We start from the raw sequence: 14,667 nt of genomic DNA, 5'->3' as shown, positions 1-14,667 counted from the left end.
AGCATCCCTTTCCCAAGCCCCGCTGGCGCCCCCCGCCGGCGGGGCTTCGTCATTGCGGGGGCCGGCATGGCAAGAAAGCGGTCGCCGCCCGGCCTGCCGCCGGGATATGAAGATGCCATGGAACAGACCGACGATCTTGAAATCTATGTGGTGACGACACCGGGCCTGGAAATTCCGCTGGCGGCGGAAATGCGGGAACGGGGCTTTGCCGATCCCAAGCCGGGCAAGGGCGGCGTCACCACGCGCGGCACCTGGGCCGATGTCTGGCGCGCGAACCTGCAATTGCGCGGGGCTGCCCGCGTGCTGGCGCGTATCGGGTCCTTCCGGGCGATGCATCTGGCCCAGTTGGACAAGCGTGCCCACAAATTCCCCTGGGCCGACTTCCTGCGCCCCGACCAGCCGGTGCGGGTGGAAGCCAGTTGCAACAAATCCCGCATCTATCACGCCGGTGCCGCCGCCCAGCGCGTGACCCGCGCCATCCAGGAGACGCTGGGCGCGCCGATCGACGACAAGGCGGAGATCGTCGTCAAGCTGCGCATTGATGATGATCTGGCCATTTTCAGCATCGACACATCGGGAGAGGCGCTGCACAAGCGCGGCTACAAGGAAGCGGTGAACAAGGCCCCGATGCGGGAGAATCTGGCCGCCATGTTCCTGCGCCAGTGCGGCTATACCGGCACGGAACCCGTGGTCGACCCCATGTGCGGGTCCGGCACCTTTGTCATTGAGGCCGCCGAGATTGCCTTGGGCCTGAACCCCGGCCGCGCCCGTTCCTTTGCGTTCGAGACTCTGGCCAATTTCGACCCGGCTGCCTGGGACGCGATGCGGACAGCCGGGGCCGGCACCACCCCGCCGCCGGGCGTGCGCTTCTGCGGCAGCGACCGCGATGCCGGCGCCATCAAGATGAGCGCGGCCAACGCGGAGCGGGCCGGCGTGTCCGCCCTGACCCATTTCCAGTGCCACGCCATCAGCGACCTGAACCCGCCCGAAGGTCCCCCCGGCCTGGTCATCGTCAACCCGCCCTATGGCGGCCGCATCGGCGACACCCGCCAGCTCTATGGTCTCTACGGCACCTTGGGCAAGGTGCTGCTGAACCGCTTCCGCGGCTGGCGCGTGGGCGTCATCACCAACGAACCCGCACTCGCCAAGGTCACCGAACTGCCCTTCCTGCCGGTGGGCGGATCGGTCCTGCATGGCGGGCTGCCCGTGGTTTTGTACCGGACAGGGGTGCTGGGTGGGGTGTGACGGGGTGAGCACTTCTCCTGGCATCAATTGAAGCGATCGTCCAATACGCCAGCGGATGTACTATAATGCCGTTCGTTTCAGATGAGGGAGGCGTTTGCATGAGCGGAAATCTCTACGAGACGGATTTCTACGCGTGGGCCAACGAACAGGCGGCATTGCTGCGCGCCGGCAAGCTCTCGGTGGCGGACATTGAGCATATCGCGGAGGAAATCGAGAGCATGGGCAAGACCGAGAAGCGCGAACTCCTCAGCCGCCTTACGGTCCTGCTGCTGCACCTGCTGAAGTGGCATCATCAACCCGCACGGCGTGGCGCCAGTTGGGAAGCATCCATCCGCAACCAACGCCTGGACGTGACGGACCATCTTGCCGACAATCCCAGCCTGAAAGCGAGGATTGGCGAGACGTTGGCCGCCGCCTATATGCGTGCCCGCAACAGCGCAGCCGCGGAAACCGGATTTGCGGTCGAAACCTTCCCCGTGGACTGCCCGTGGCCCTTTGACCAGATCATGGATGCCGACTTCTGGCCGGATCAGCACTGAGCGACTTCGGTCGCGCCAGCCCCAATGGGAAATGCGGGGGGCACGCCAAGGCGCGCTCACAAAGGACAACATAATTTCTATGGATTAACGCACGGTCAAAGAGATGGCGTCCCCAAGGGGATTCGAACCCCTGTTACCGCCGTGAGAGGGCGGTGTCCTAGGCCTCTAGACGATGGGGACTAGAGCCGTGCGAGGCGCGCTTTTTAGGCGAGGCGATGGGATTGATCAAGAAGTTTTTTCAAAGCCCCGCCAGTTTTTTTGCCGCCCCCAAAAGCGCGTCCACATCCGCCTCCTGACTGTTCCAGGCCGTGACCAGACGCACCACCGACCCGTCCCAGCGATAAAAGCCGAAGCCTGCTGCTTCCAGGCCCGCGATGACGGGCTCGGGCAGGGAAACGAACACCTCGTTGGCATCGACAGGATGGGCCAGCGCCGCGCCGGGCAGGGCCGACAGGCCGTCTGCCAGACGCTGGGCCATGCGGTTGGCATGGCCGGCCAGACGCAGCCACAGGCCATCTTGCAGATAGGCCTCAAGCTGCGCCGACAGGAACCGCATCTTGGAGAACAGGTGCGCCGCCCGCTTGCGCCGATAGCCGAAATTCTCGGTCAGGCCGCGGTCGAAAAACACCACGGCCTCCGCGCCCAGGGCGCCGTTCTTGGTGGCGCCGAAGGACAGCACGTCGATGCCCACGCGCCAGGTGGCGTCGGCCGGGCAGCAGCCCAGCGTGGTCATGGCGTTGGCAAAGCGCGCCCCGTCCATATGCACGTAAAGCCCGTGGCGCCGCGCGATGGCGGTCAATGCTGCCAGTTCATCGGGCGTATAGACCGTGCCGCATTCGGTCGCCTGGGTCAGGGACAGGGCCGCCGGCTGCACAGCATGGACGAAGCCCTTATGCACGCGGCCCAGCGCGTCCGACAGGGTCTGGGGCGCGATCTTGCCATGGTCGCCGGCGAGCGGCACCAGCTTGGCCCCGCCGGTGAACATTTCCGGCGCGCCGCATTCATCGGCCTGGATATGGGCTTCGGCATGGCAATAGATGCTGCCCCAGGGCGGGGTCAGGGCCGCCAGCGACAGGGCGTTGGCCGCCGTGCCCGTGGCCACCGGGAACACCGCGACGTCGCGTTCGAACAGGGTGGACAGGCGCGTGGTCAGACGATGCGTCCATTCATCTGCACCATAGGAGGGGGCCGTACCCTGATTGGCGGCAACCAGCGCTTCCAGGATCTGCGGGGCGGCACCGGTCACATTATCGGACATGAAATTCATTTAACGTCCCTTCACCCGGGTTTTGCGCTTTTATGTGACCGGCATCACGGCACGGTTGTCACCAGGACAGCATTGTCGCCCGTGGCCGGATCGACGAGAAGCACCTGTGTGCGCCCGTCGGCCAAGCGGATTTGTACGGCGATGCGGCCATCAACCGCAGCCAGGCCGGGCAACAGCACGGCGCCCGGTGGCAGCGCAACGGGTGATGCAGGCAAAGGCGCCGGCACTCCCGGGCGGGTCACGACCGCGGGTGCCGCAGCGGCGGCCGGTGCCTCGGCCTTCGGCCTGGTACCGAACCGTTCGGAAAATGTGCGCGGATGATCGGGGTCCGTGCTGCGTTTATAGACTTCATACCCGATGAAGGCGAAGCCGGCGGCGATGACCACGGCCATCAGGACAAGGACGGATTTCAGTGCGCGCACGTTCGGCAAATCCCCAGTTGAAGGCCACCGGCCGGACGGATACCCCGCCCGCCGGGCTGGAATTCGACCTGGATGACGATCTGGGCGACGAGGAATTCCTGTCCGCCGCCCCCGATGCCCCGGCCGATGTCGCCGGCCCGTCACAGCATCAGGCCGTGATCGCGGCCGGACAGGACGGGGATCGGCTGGACAAGGCGCTGGCGGATGCGTTGGCCGATAAGGGCCTGTCGCGGTCCCGCCTGCGCGCGCTGATCGACCAGGGTCAGGTCACCCAAGCGGGACTGACCATAGACGACGCCTCCCGCCGGGTCAAAGCCGGCCAGACCTATGACGTGCATGTCCCGGCCAGCGCGCCGGCCCTGCCCGTGCCGCAGGACATCCCGCTGTCCATCATCCATGAGGATGCGGACCTGCTGGTCATCGACAAGCCGGCGGGCATGGTGGTGCATCCGGCCGCCGGCAATGCCGACGGCACCCTGGTCAACGCCCTGCTGCATTATTGCGGCGACCGGCTGTCGGGCATTGGTGGCGTGCGCCGGCCGGGCATCGTGCATCGCCTGGACAAGGATACAAGCGGCCTGATGGTGGTCGCCAAGACCGACCGCGCGCATCAGGCCCTTTCGGCGCAGTTTGCCGACCGGTCGCTGTCGAGGACCTATCAGGCCGTGGTCTGGGGCGTGCCCAATCCGCGCGCCGGAGAGATCAATGCCAATCTCGGCCGCCATCCGACCGACCGCAAGCGCATGGCCGTGCTGGACCGGGGTGGCAAGGTGGCGATCACCCGCTACACCACCGTGCGCCCGCTGGGCCCGGCAGCCTGCCTGATCGAATGCAAGCTGCTGACGGGCCGCACCCACCAGATTCGCGTTCACATGACCCATGTGGGCCATCCGCTGGTGGGCGATCCCGTCTATGGCCGCATCCGGCAGGGCCGCACGCGCGGCACGTCGGATGCGGCCAAGCAGGCGCTGGACAATTTCCCGCGTCAGGCCCTGCACGCCGCTTCGATCGAATTCATCCATCCGGCCACGGGGGCGAAGGTCAGCTTCACCACTGTGTTACCGGATGATTTCAAGGGCTTAATTCAGGCGCTGGAGGTGCTATGATGCGTCCCGCGTGTGACATCCGGGCCTCAGCTGGACGGACGCTCCGCGTGTCCGGTCCGGACTTTCCATCATTGCCGGTGCCAATCGGGCCGGTGATGCCGACCAGCCTTATGCAAGGGGGTTAACCATGGCCGCTTCTGTTCCCGCCATTCCTGTTGTCAGTTCCGAAAGCAGCCTCAGCCGCTATCTCCAGGAAATCCGCAAGTTCCCCATGCTGGAACCGGACGAGGAGTACATGCTGGCCAAAAGCTGGCGCGAGCATGAGGACACAAAGGCCGCCCACCGTCTGGTGACCAGCCATCTGCGTCTGGTGGCCAAGATCGCCATGGGCTACCGCGGCTATGGCCTGCCCGTGTCCGAACTGATCTCCGAAGGCAATGTCGGCATGATGCAGGCCGTCAAGCGGTTCGAGCCTGATCGCGGCTTCCGCCTGGCCACCTACGCCATGTGGTGGATTCGTGCCGCCATCCAGGAATATATCCTGCACAGCTGGTCGCTGGTGAAGATGGGCACCACGGCCGCGCAGAAGAAGCTGTTCTTCAATCTGCGCAAGCTGAAGGGCCAGATGCAGGCCATCGATGATGGCGACCTGCCGGCCGAGGTGGTGACCAAGATCGCCACCACCCTGGACGTGCCGGAGGCCGATGTCGTCTCCATGAACCAGCGGTTGGCCGCTGCCGATCATTCGCTGAATGCGCCGCTGCGCATTGATGGCGAGGGCGAGTGGCAGGACTGGCTGGTGGATGAGCGCGAAAGCCAGGAAATCCGCATCGGCGAGGAACAGGAGCTGGGCAAGCGCAAGGCCCTGCTGGCCACCGCCATGAAGGGCCTGAACGAGCGTGAGCGCCACATCCTGATCGAACGCCGCCTGCGGGACGAGCCGACGACGCTGGAGGACCTGTCCCAGCATTACGGCATCAGCCGCGAACGGGTCCGCCAGATCGAGGTGCGGGCCTTTGAGAAGCTGCAAAAGGCCATCAAGTCGGCGGCCGAGGCACAGAAGCTGGTGTGATCCCGGCGCCTGATGGTCACGGATGGCCCGACAGCCGCACGGCCAGGGCACGGGCGTAGCGCTCGTCCCCGGGGTCAAGCCTGCCGGATTCGGCATCGTCCTTCATGGCCTGCAGATCCAGCCTTGTGTCGGTCGAAATCTCCGGATGGGCCAGCAGCCCGTCCAGGACCGCGATGATGTCCCCATCCACGGTCAGCGTCGGCGCGGGCGGCGGATCGGCCTGCGGCACCGGGGCGGCCTGCGGCGTGTCAGCCGCCGCGTCGCTGGGCGCCGGCACCAGCAGGTCGGTCCAGCCGAAGCCGGAATCGGCGACGCGCGCGTGGATGGTGCGGGCAGCATCCAGGGCGACGTCATCGTCCCCATCTCCCAGCCGTTCCAGCAGCGCGATGAAATTGTCCCGGTCCATGAAGGGCATGGGGCACTCCCGTTGGTGATCCTTCCCCATAGGTGGGGTGTCGCGCCATCGGCGCAATATCCGTCCGCTAGCTTGGTGCCGGCCCGCGGGCATGGCAAGGTTGGTGGTGACCTGAAGGGTGCCCCCGATGAATGCCTTGACCAGCCAGCGACATCTTTTCGAAATCCCGCGCGATATTGCCTATTTCGAGGCCGCGGCCTATGCGCCGCTGCCCATGGCCGTGCGCCGGGCCGGAGAGGCGGGCGTGGCGGCCAAAAGCCATCCCTGGTGCCACCCGCGCGATCATGACCAGAACTGGGTCGACCGGACGCGGAACGCCGCCGCCGACCTGATCGGCGCGACAGCCACGGACATCGCCATCGTCAGCGCCGTCAGCGGCGCCATGGCCGTGGCGGTCCGCAATCTGGATCTGGCCCCCGGCCATCGGGTCTTGCGGGTGCAGGATGAATTCCCCTCCGTGGCGCTGACCGTCGACCGGCTGGCGCGGGAAAAGGGGCTGGTGCTGGATATCGTGCCACGTCCCGCCGATGGCGACTGGACGTCGGCGGTACTGGAGGCCATCGAGCGGCCCGGGGCGCCGCCCCTGGCGCTGGCGGCGTTGACGCCGCTGCACTGGGCCGACGGCGCCTTGATCGATCTGGACCGGATCGCGCCGATGGTTCATGCCGCCGGGGCCGCCCTGATCATCGACGCGACCCAGGCGGTGGGGGCCATGCCGGTCGATGTCGCGCGGTGGCAGCCGGATTTCCTGGCCTTTCCCACCTATAAATGGGTGGCCGGTCCCTACAGCACGGCCTTCCTCTATGCGGCACCGCACCGCCAGGGCGGCCTGCCCATGGAGATGAACTCCAACAACTGTCCCGATGGCACACCCGCGCCCGGCGCCCGCCGCTATGACCGGGGTGAACGCAATGATCCCATCGCCATGCCCATGGCCGGCACCTGTCTGGAACTGGTGCGCGACTGGCAGCCGGCGCGGGTGGCGGAATATCTGGCGCCGAAGACGGAACGGCTGGCCGATCTGGCGGCCGACCTAGGCTGGCAGCTGCTGCCGCGCCACTTCCGGGTGCCGCACATTCTGGGCCTGCGCTGGCCGGGCGGCGTGGCCCCGGACACTATCGCCCGGCTGAACCGCCACGGGCTCTACGCCAGTGACCGGCTGGGGGTACTGCGTCTGGCCCCACATATCTGGGTGGATGCACAGGATATGGACCGCGCCGAGCGGGCCTTGATGGCGGTATCGGGATAGAGTTCAGGCCGCCGCCGCATCCGCCGACAGGTTCAGCATGTCCAGCGTCACGCCTTCACGGGCGGCGAAGGCACCGGGGAAGGCGCGCTGGGCATCGCGTTCGATGCCGGCCATGATGGTGTCATCATGGTCCGGATCGTGGTGGAACAGGCAGAACTGCTTGGCCCCGGCTTCCCGCGCCAGCTTCACGCCCTCGTTCCAGGTGGAATGGCCCCAGCCGACACGGGTGGCATATTCCTCCTCGGTGTAGGAGCTGTCATAGGCCACGATATCGGCACCATCGATCAGGTGCAGGATGTTCTGGTCCAGCTGGCCGGCCACATGCTCCGTATCCGTGACATAGCAGAAGGCCTTGCCGCCATATTCGATGCGGTAGCCGACGGCACCACCCGGATGGTTCAATTCACCCGTCTTGATCACCAGACCGGGGGCCAGGTCGATCTGGTCGCCGGCATGCAGGTTCTGGAAACCCAGGCGGGCCCGCATGGTGGTCAGCGGTACGGGGAACAGCGGCTTTTCCATGCAGCTGGTCAGCACCTCGCCGATGCAGTTGCAGCCCGTCAGGTCGCGGGCGAAGATATCCAGGGAAAAGTCGGGCCGGTAACCCGCCTCGAAGAACGGGAAGCCGTTGATATGGTCCCAATGGGCATGGCTGAGCAGCAGGCTGGCGTGCCGGATATTGTCACGGAGCAGATGCTTGCCCAGGCCGCGCAGGCCCGTGCCGGCATCCAGGATCAGGGTGCGGTCGCCGACCGTCACCTCGACACAGCTGGTATTGCCGCCGTAACCCAGGTGGGAAGGGTACGCGCAAGGGAAAGTGCCCCGCACGCCCCAGAACTTGACCTTGAACTCCATGATCCGCCCCTGCGGCCGGGCATTGGGCCCCGCCATCGACGCCCCCGTGCATCGGCGGACACATTCCGACAGATGCGGCGAAGGTTCCAGAAAAATAACGGCGACACTGCCGGTTATCCTGTGATGTTGCACACAGGAGGCATCACGAATCCGTCATGGCCGCCGTGCGCCAGGCCCCCTTTTCTGCGGGGCCGCGCGTGATTAGGCCGGGGCGTGACCGGAATGACACGCTTCCATCCGGTTGCCGGACGGGCCATTGTATACCGGCTCAGGGGCGCAGCCGGTTGTCCAGCCGCTCATCCTCCAGCCCCGCCGGTTCCTGATGGATGGTGAATTCGGCGTCGGGGAAGGCGAGGCGCAGATCACGCTCGATCTCGTCCGTGATGTCGTGGGCGGCCGCCAGACTGAGTTGCGGGTCCAGTTCCAGATGGAATTCGATATGCCGCCCGATCCCGGTCGACCGGGTGCGCAGATCATGCATGCCGCGCGACTGCGCATGGCCCAGCACGACCTCTTTCACCCGGTCCCGATCTTCGTCCGGCAATTCGCGGTCCATCAGCACGCCCAGGGCCGCCTTGACGATATTGGCAGCCCCCCAGACCAGGAAGGCGGCGATGCCCAAGGCGAAAATCGGATCCCAATAGGCCCAGCCCGTCCAGGCTGTCAGGCCCAGGGCGGCGATGACGGCTGAATTCATCAGCAGATCGCCGCTGTAATGCATGCTGTCGGCGGCAATGGCCATGGATCCGGTCCGGGCGATGACCCAGCGCTGGATGCCCAGCAAGACACCGGTCATGAAGATGGCGAACAGCATGGCCACGATGCCCAGCTCCGCCTCCGCCACGGGGCGCGGTTCCACCAGGCGGCCCACCGCCTCATAGCCCAGGAACACGCCCGATCCGGCGACGAAGGCAGCCTGTGCCATGGCCGCCAGCGGTTCCGCCTTGCCATGGCCGAAACGGTGGGTGTGGTCGGCCGGCTGCAATGCCTGCGCCACGCCCAGCAGGGTCACGATGGAAGCCAGCAGGTCCACCGAACTGTCCATCAGCGAGGACAGGATGGCGACGGCGCCCGTCGCCATATAGGTGAACAGCTTGGTCGCGATCAGGATCACGGCGACCGTGACGCTGGCATAGGTGGCAAACCGACGGTAGCGGTCGGTATTGTGGTTATCCGCCGCCGTGTCGACTATCGCCATGATCTTCGCCTGTTCAGGGATAAAGCCGGCCCTTGACCCAGCCTTCATCCGACCGGGTGCCCGACCGGGTGAAGGTGATGCGGTCATGCAACCGGAACTCCCGATCCTGCCAGAATTCGATCAGGTCGGGAACGATGCGATAACCCGACCAATGGCCGGGGCGCGGCACGGGTGCGTCACCGAACCGCGCTTCGGCATCGCGCACGGCCTGTTCCAGGGTGGCGCGGCTGTCCAGCGGGCGCGATTGCTGACTGGCCCAGGCGCCGACCTGGCTGCCGCGCGGACGGCTGGCGAAATATTCATCCGCTTCCTGTGCGGTCACCGGCTCCACCGTCCCATCGACCCGCACCTGCCGGCGCAGCGATTTCCAGTGGAAATTGATGCCCGCCACCTGATGGGCGGCCAGATGCACGCCCTTGCGGCTCTGGGTGTTCGTGTAGAATACGAAACCCCGGTCATCCAGGGTCTTCAGCAGCACGACCCGGATGGTGGGCCGCCCGTCGGGCCCGACCGTCGCCACATTCATGGCGTTGGCGTCATTGACCTCGGTTGCTTCGGCTTCGGCGAACCAGGTGCGGAACAGCGCGAAAGGGTCGGTGGCGGTTTCCAGCGTCATGGCTTGATCTTCGTCATAGTTGCGCCCGAATTAATGTCGAAGATAAAGAGCATCGGATGAATGTCCATGCCGTCCCCCGCATGGCTCCCGTCCGCGGGCCGATCAGCCCAGCGGCGAAATATTGGGGGAACGCATGTTTTCGAAAGGTGTCATGAAATGATTCGCAAGATCCTCGTCGCCGCCACCTGCGTGGCCCTGCTGGCCGGATGCCAGACCACGGGCGGCAACAAGCAGACCGGTGGCGCCGTCATCGGCGGCCTGATGGGCGGCCTGGCCGGCAGCCAGATTGGCGGCGGTAAGGGCAAGCTGTGGGCCACGGGTGCCGGTGCTGTGCTGGGGGCCCTGATCGGTTCGGAAGTGGGCGCCTCGCTGGATAAGGCCGACCAGGCCGCGCTGGAGCGTAACACCTACGCTTCCTTTAACGCGCCGCTGAACCAGCCCATCGTCTGGGACAACCCGCAGAACAATAATCGCGTCATCGTGACGCCGACCCAGGAAGGCCGCCAGGCCGGTACCGGTGCTTATTGCCGCGAATACCAGCAGACGATCATCGTCGGCGGTCGCAGCGAACAGGCCTTCGGCCGGGCCTGCCAGCAGCCGGACGGCAGCTGGAAGATCGTCAGCTGACCGGTCACTTCTGACACCATCAGGCTGGGGCCGCGCCGGACAATCCGTTCGGCGCGGCCTTTTTATACGTATGCGTCCCCTGCAAACTGTCGGGCGTGCTTGACCCCGGGTCGCTGGGGCGTAGGATGCGGCAGGTTTTCCCCTGTTGTTCCTGGTGACCATGCGCGATCCCTACCTTGTCCTTGGCGTGATGCGAAGCGCCTCCGCCGACGACATCAAGCAGGCCTTTCGCCGCCTGGCAAAGCAGTACCATCCCGATCTGAACCCTGGCCGACCCGACATCGAGCAGAAGTTCAAGGAGGTCAATGGCGCCTACAGCCTGCTGTCCGACCCGGACAAGCGGGCCCGCTTCGACAAGGGTGAGATCGATGCCAGTGGGGCGGAGCGGCCGGACCGTACCTTCCGCCGGGCCTGGCAGAATGCCAACCGCGCCACCAGTGGCAGTGCCGGTGGCGCGCGCAGCAGTGGCGGGACCCGTCCGGGTGGCGGCGAGGATGACCCGTTCGCGGACGAGTTCTTCAACGATATTTTCGGGGCCAGCAAGCGCCGCTATTCGGCGGGCGGCGGATCGGGCGTGAAGGCCAAGGGCAGCGACGTCAACTATTCCGTCACGGTCAGCTTCGCTGATGCCTGTCTGGGGGCCAAGCGCCGCCTGACCCTGTCCACGGGCAAGAATATCGACGTCAACATCCCGCCCGGCACCAAGGATCAGAGCAAGCTGCGCCTGAAGGGCCAGGGGCTGCCAGGCCTGGGTGGTGCGGGTGCCGGCGATGCCATCATCGAGGTGCATGTGGACAGCCATCCGCTGTTCACGCGCAAGGATGATGACATCCATATTGAGGTGCCGGTGACCCTGCAGGAAGCCGTGCTGGGTGCGGCCATCAAGGTGCCGACCCTGGACGGCCAGGTGGCCGTGAAGGTGCCGGCCGGCGCCAACAGCGGCACTACGCTCCGCCTGAAGGGCAAGGGCATCGCCAACCCGGAACGCAAGGTGACGGGCGACCAGTATGTGAAGCTGGTGGTGATGCTGCCGGCCAAGCCCGATGCGGAACTGAGCGCCTTTATCGAGAAATGGTCGAAGGGCAAGGATTACGACGTGCGGTCGAAGCTGGGGATGTGAGGGCTAGCGCCCGCGCATGAATTCATACCAAGGTCAATAAATCTTGACCTTGGTATCCGCGCCGACCGGCGCGGCGGATCGCGCCGCTGTAATCAATAAATTCTGACGAGTCAGAATTTACTGGCACTGGTATCAGTGCTTTTCCTCGTCCTTGGCCTTTTCGATGGCTTCTTCCACCTTGTCGGCCCCTTCCTTGATCTTCTCCTGCGCGGCGCGGCCGGCTTCGTCCAGCTTGTCGGCCGCCTTTTCTGCGGCGTCATCAATCTTTTCACCGGCCTTTTCGGCGGGACCCTTGTTGTCGCAGGCGGTCAGGGCCAGGGGCGACAAGGCCAGCAGGGCGGCCAGCATCAGTCGGTGAATAGAACGGGTGGGCATGATCGACCTCGCGGAGGCGGTTGACGGGAATGGCAGGGATCAACAGCGGAGGACGGGATTTTGTTCCCGTCAGGCTTCCTCGCCCCAGCGACGCACGCGGCCCGTGTCGATATCGAACAGATCCAGGACACGCCCGATCGTGTGATCCACCATCTCGTCAAGGCTTTGCGGCCTTGCATAGAAGGCGGGGACGGGCGGATAGACAATGGCGCCCATTTCCGTCACGGCAGCCATGGAGCGCAGATGGCCAAGATGCAGCGGCGTTTCCCGCAGCATCAGCACCAGCCGACGGCGTTCCTTCAATACCACATCGGCGGCGCGGGTCAGCAGCGAACTTGTGACGCCCGACGCGATTTCCGACAGGGACCGTACCGAACAGGGAGCCACGATCATGCCCATGGTCCGGAAGCTGCCCGAGGAGATGGCGGCCCCGATATCGGCGATGGCATAATTCACATCGGCCAGCGCCCTGATCTCGGCCACCTTCAGCCCCGACTCGTGCGCAGAGGTCACCTCCGCAGACCTGCTCATAACGAGGTGGGATTCGATCCCGAGCAGGCGTAGCGTTTGAAGCAGGCGTATGCCGTAAATGATGCCCGACGCCCCGCTGATGCCGACGATCATGCGTCGCGCCGCTCCGGTGCGGGCCGGGTCGCTGTCAGGACCGGATGAACCGGCCGGCTGTGGGAGGATGTGTGCCATGGAGGTGATGTAGCGCCACTGGGCTGTTTCGTCCAGGGCATCTACCCTCTGGAAAATCCAATCACCCTATCCATATGCATAGGTACGGTCGTGACGGTTCCATGTCACGATCATGTCAGCAAGAGCCATGTGAAGGACAGGCCCAGCCGTAATTGCAGGTTCAGACAAACAGGTCCGTAGTTCCATCGTCCAACCGAAGGAGAGGCTGTATGTTGTTCCCCGAGCGTGTGGAATCCCTGCGTCAGAAGCACGAAAGCCTTGATCGGGAGGTGCGAATGGAGTCGCGCCGTCCCATGCCGGACTCAACGACCCTGACCCGCCTGAAAATGGAAAAATTGCGCGTGAAGGAAGAGATGGATCGTCTCGCCCGCGCCTGACGAAACCCCGGATGCAAGCGCCGGAAATGAAGCCCCCTCCCGGTCGCCGGGAGGGGGCTTTTGCTTTCCGATCAGGCAGACAACCCAGCCGCTGCGGGCTTGGGCAGATAACGGTGGGCGAGCGCGTGATAGATGGCGGGCGCCCCGATCATCCGTGAAACGGAAAAGCCGATCAGACTGGCCATCATCACCGGGGCGGCCATGGCGTGGTTGGCCGTCATTTCCAGCACGATGACCACCGTGGTGACCGGCGCCTGCACAACCCCGGCGAAATAACCCGCCATGCCCAACAGCACGGCGGCCCCGGTTGCCGTTGTGGGGATCAGGGCAGCCATTGCCGCCCCCAGCCCCGCACCGACGGCCAGCGACGGGCTGAACACGCCGCCGGGCACGCCCGTGATGCTGGAAAGAAGTGTGGCGGCAAACTTCCAGACCATGAAGAAGGGGGAGACGCCCTCGTCACCATTCAGCAGCGCCCGCGATTGTTCATAACCCGTGCCATAGGTAGCGCCCCCGGTGGCCAGACCCAGCAGGGCCAGCAGCAGGCCGCACCCCCCGGCGAACCAGACGGGATGATCCTTGATGATACGGCCAACACGCCCCGGAAGCCCATAGGCGAAGGCCACCATCAGCCAGCTGAAGGCACCGCCGGTCACCCCGCCGGCAACCCCGCAGGCCAGCACCAGCGACCAGTCGCGCCAGCCGTTCAGCACATCGGTCGAATGGCCGAAATAGGTGTAGTCACCCTGCAGGGCCAGTGACGAAATGCCCGCCAGCAGAACGGCCGATAGCACCAGATGGGCGGAACGGACCTGGAAGGCCTTGCCCATTTCCTCAATCGCGAAAACCAGACCGGCCAGCGGCGTATTGAAGGCGGCAGCGACACCCGCGGCGGCACCGGCCAGCAGCAGGCCCGGCATGCGGTCGCCGACCCAGCCGCCCAGCCGGTTCATGATGGCTGCACCGACCTGCACCGACGGCCCTTCGCGCCCGACGGAGGCGCCGACGCCCAGTGCCAGAATCGTCAGCAGGATTTTCGCGATGCCGCTGCGCAATGAAACAAGCTGGTCGCGCCGGTCCTGCACCTTCGTGGCGCGTGCGGCGATGGCCTGCGGAATACCGCTGCCGCCAGCCATGGGAAACCACCGTCGGGTGATCCAGGCGGAAAAGGCAAGGCCCGATGGCGTCAGCAGCAGCGCTGCCCAGGGGGACGCGGCGATGATGCGGGAGAACAGGTGGCTGGCACCATCAGCGGCCCAGGCGAACAGGACGGCCGCGACGCCGACCGTCAGCCCGCCTCCCCAGAAGACCAGCCGCCGCCGCCAGATATGGGGGGCCACCCAGAGATTCCGTCCCCGGCGTACCACTGCATTCGGCATCGCCACCACCCGCCCGACCATTACCGTTTCACAGCTGTCAGGCTATTCAAACGGCGCCCCTAACTTAACCGCCGATTGGTCATGGCTGTGGGGGGGGGGGGGGGGGGAATAGGCTGGACCGATGATCGCGACCGACCCCCTGGATATCGCGGATTACTCCGCC

At 65.5% G+C, this 14,667-nt stretch carries 17 protein-coding genes and 1 tRNA gene; 8 read left to right on the top strand and 10 right to left on the bottom strand.

The genetic code is table 11. From position 1 onward, the window contains the following. The first annotated feature begins 66 nt into the window (after positions 1–66). Both ACODTW_RS17905 and ACODTW_RS17900 read left to right on the top strand, forming a co-directional pair. Positions 67–1,245 carry a THUMP domain-containing class I SAM-dependent RNA methyltransferase gene (locus ACODTW_RS17905; RefSeq protein WP_488947422.1) on the top strand — a complete coding sequence of 393 codons (1,179 nt, stop codon included), beginning with the start codon at positions 67–69 and terminating at the stop codon, positions 1,243–1,245. Between the two features lie 98 nt (positions 1,246–1,343). Then, positions 1,344–1,784, top strand: a complete 441-nt coding sequence (locus ACODTW_RS17900; protein WP_488947421.1) for a DUF29 domain-containing protein — start codon at positions 1,344–1,346, stop codon at positions 1,782–1,784. A gap of 104 nt (positions 1,785–1,888) precedes the next feature. Here the strand turns inward: ACODTW_RS17900 and ACODTW_RS17895 are convergent. The 3 genes from ACODTW_RS17895 to ACODTW_RS17885 form a co-directional block, all read right to left on the bottom strand. Continuing rightward, positions 1,889–1,964, bottom strand: a tRNA-Glu gene (locus ACODTW_RS17895). Between the two features lie 58 nt (positions 1,965–2,022). Further along, entirely contained in the window at positions 2,023–3,051 is a 1,029-nt protein-coding gene (locus tag ACODTW_RS17890) for a threonine aldolase family protein (protein WP_488947420.1), read from the bottom strand. A gap of 44 nt (positions 3,052–3,095) precedes the next feature. Continuing rightward, positions 3,096–3,473, bottom strand: a complete 378-nt coding sequence (locus tag ACODTW_RS17885; protein ID WP_488947419.1) for a hypothetical protein — start codon at positions 3,471–3,473, stop codon at positions 3,096–3,098. Between ACODTW_RS17885 and ACODTW_RS17880 the strand changes: the two genes are divergently transcribed. Both ACODTW_RS17880 and rpoH read left to right on the top strand, forming a co-directional pair. Then, positions 3,464–4,579, top strand: coding sequence for an RluA family pseudouridine synthase (locus tag ACODTW_RS17880; RefSeq protein ID WP_488947418.1), 1,116 nt, complete (start codon positions 3,464–3,466; stop codon positions 4,577–4,579). The genes ACODTW_RS17885 and ACODTW_RS17880 overlap by 10 nt on opposite strands. A 127-nt stretch (positions 4,580–4,706) precedes the next feature. Beyond that, positions 4,707–5,591, top strand: a complete 885-nt coding sequence (rpoH, locus tag ACODTW_RS17875; RefSeq protein ID WP_488947417.1) for an RNA polymerase sigma factor RpoH — start codon at positions 4,707–4,709, stop codon at positions 5,589–5,591. Between the two features lie 16 nt (positions 5,592–5,607). On the opposite strand, the gene ACODTW_RS17870 is transcribed toward rpoH, so the two are convergent. After that, complete coding sequence (locus tag ACODTW_RS17870; protein ID WP_488947416.1) at positions 5,608–6,006, bottom strand: hypothetical protein; 399 nt, start codon at positions 6,004–6,006, stop codon at positions 5,608–5,610. Positions 6,007–6,133: 127 nt separating this feature from the next. Here ACODTW_RS17870 and ACODTW_RS17865 point away from each other — a divergent pair, with 127 nt between their 5' ends. Continuing rightward, the gene (locus ACODTW_RS17865; protein WP_488947415.1) at positions 6,134–7,255 is read left to right on the top strand and encodes an aminotransferase class V-fold PLP-dependent enzyme; all 1,122 of its coding nucleotides are present in this window, start codon (positions 6,134–6,136) and stop codon (positions 7,253–7,255) included. 3 nt (positions 7,256–7,258) lie between these two features. On the opposite strand, the gene ACODTW_RS17860 is transcribed toward ACODTW_RS17865, so the two are convergent. From ACODTW_RS17860 to pdxH, 3 genes are all read right to left on the bottom strand, one after another. Continuing rightward, positions 7,259–8,110 carry an MBL fold metallo-hydrolase gene (locus tag ACODTW_RS17860; protein ID WP_488947414.1) on the bottom strand — a complete coding sequence of 284 codons (852 nt, stop codon included), beginning with the start codon at positions 8,108–8,110 and terminating at the stop codon, positions 7,259–7,261. Positions 8,111–8,378: 268 nt separating this feature from the next. Next, the gene (locus ACODTW_RS17855; RefSeq protein WP_488947413.1) at positions 8,379–9,308 is read right to left on the bottom strand and encodes a cation diffusion facilitator family transporter; all 930 of its coding nucleotides are present in this window, start codon (positions 9,306–9,308) and stop codon (positions 8,379–8,381) included. A 13-nt stretch (positions 9,309–9,321) separates the two neighbouring features. After that, on the bottom strand, positions 9,322–9,924 hold the full coding sequence (pdxH, locus tag ACODTW_RS17850; protein ID WP_488947412.1) for a pyridoxamine 5'-phosphate oxidase: 603 nt from the start codon (positions 9,922–9,924) through the stop codon (positions 9,322–9,324). 156 nt (positions 9,925–10,080) lie between these two features. Here pdxH and ACODTW_RS17845 point away from each other — a divergent pair, with 156 nt between their 5' ends. Both ACODTW_RS17845 and ACODTW_RS17840 read left to right on the top strand, forming a co-directional pair. Next, positions 10,081–10,551, top strand: coding sequence for an RT0821/Lpp0805 family surface protein (locus ACODTW_RS17845; protein ID WP_488947411.1), 471 nt, complete (start codon positions 10,081–10,083; stop codon positions 10,549–10,551). Between the two features lie 154 nt (positions 10,552–10,705). After that, positions 10,706–11,671 (top strand): DnaJ C-terminal domain-containing protein, encoded by a 966-nt coding sequence (locus ACODTW_RS17840; protein ID WP_488947513.1) that lies wholly within the window; start codon positions 10,706–10,708, stop codon positions 11,669–11,671. 132 nt (positions 11,672–11,803) lie between these two features. Here the strand turns inward: ACODTW_RS17840 and ACODTW_RS17835 are convergent, their stop codons facing one another. Both ACODTW_RS17835 and ACODTW_RS17830 read right to left on the bottom strand, forming a co-directional pair. Then, positions 11,804–12,046, bottom strand: a complete 243-nt coding sequence (locus ACODTW_RS17835; protein ID WP_488947410.1) for a hypothetical protein — start codon at positions 12,044–12,046, stop codon at positions 11,804–11,806. A 69-nt stretch (positions 12,047–12,115) separates the two neighbouring features. Next, positions 12,116–12,670, bottom strand: coding sequence for a UbiX family flavin prenyltransferase (locus ACODTW_RS17830; protein WP_488947409.1), 555 nt, complete (start codon positions 12,668–12,670; stop codon positions 12,116–12,118). A 287-nt stretch (positions 12,671–12,957) separates the two neighbouring features. On the opposite strand from ACODTW_RS17830, the gene ACODTW_RS17825 reads away from it, so the two are divergent. Continuing rightward, positions 12,958–13,125, top strand: coding sequence for a YdcH family protein (locus ACODTW_RS17825; protein WP_488947408.1), 168 nt, complete (start codon positions 12,958–12,960; stop codon positions 13,123–13,125). A 71-nt stretch (positions 13,126–13,196) separates the two neighbouring features. Here ACODTW_RS17825 and ACODTW_RS17820 read toward each other — a convergent pair whose 3' ends face one another. Further along, positions 13,197–14,465, bottom strand: coding sequence for a chloride channel protein (locus tag ACODTW_RS17820; RefSeq protein ID WP_488947407.1), 1,269 nt, complete (start codon positions 14,463–14,465; stop codon positions 13,197–13,199). Positions 14,466–14,667: the final 202 nt, after the last annotated feature.

The organism is Niveispirillum sp. FG148 (assembly GCF_057809655.1).
This window is presented reverse-complemented; position numbering and strand designations above follow the sequence as displayed.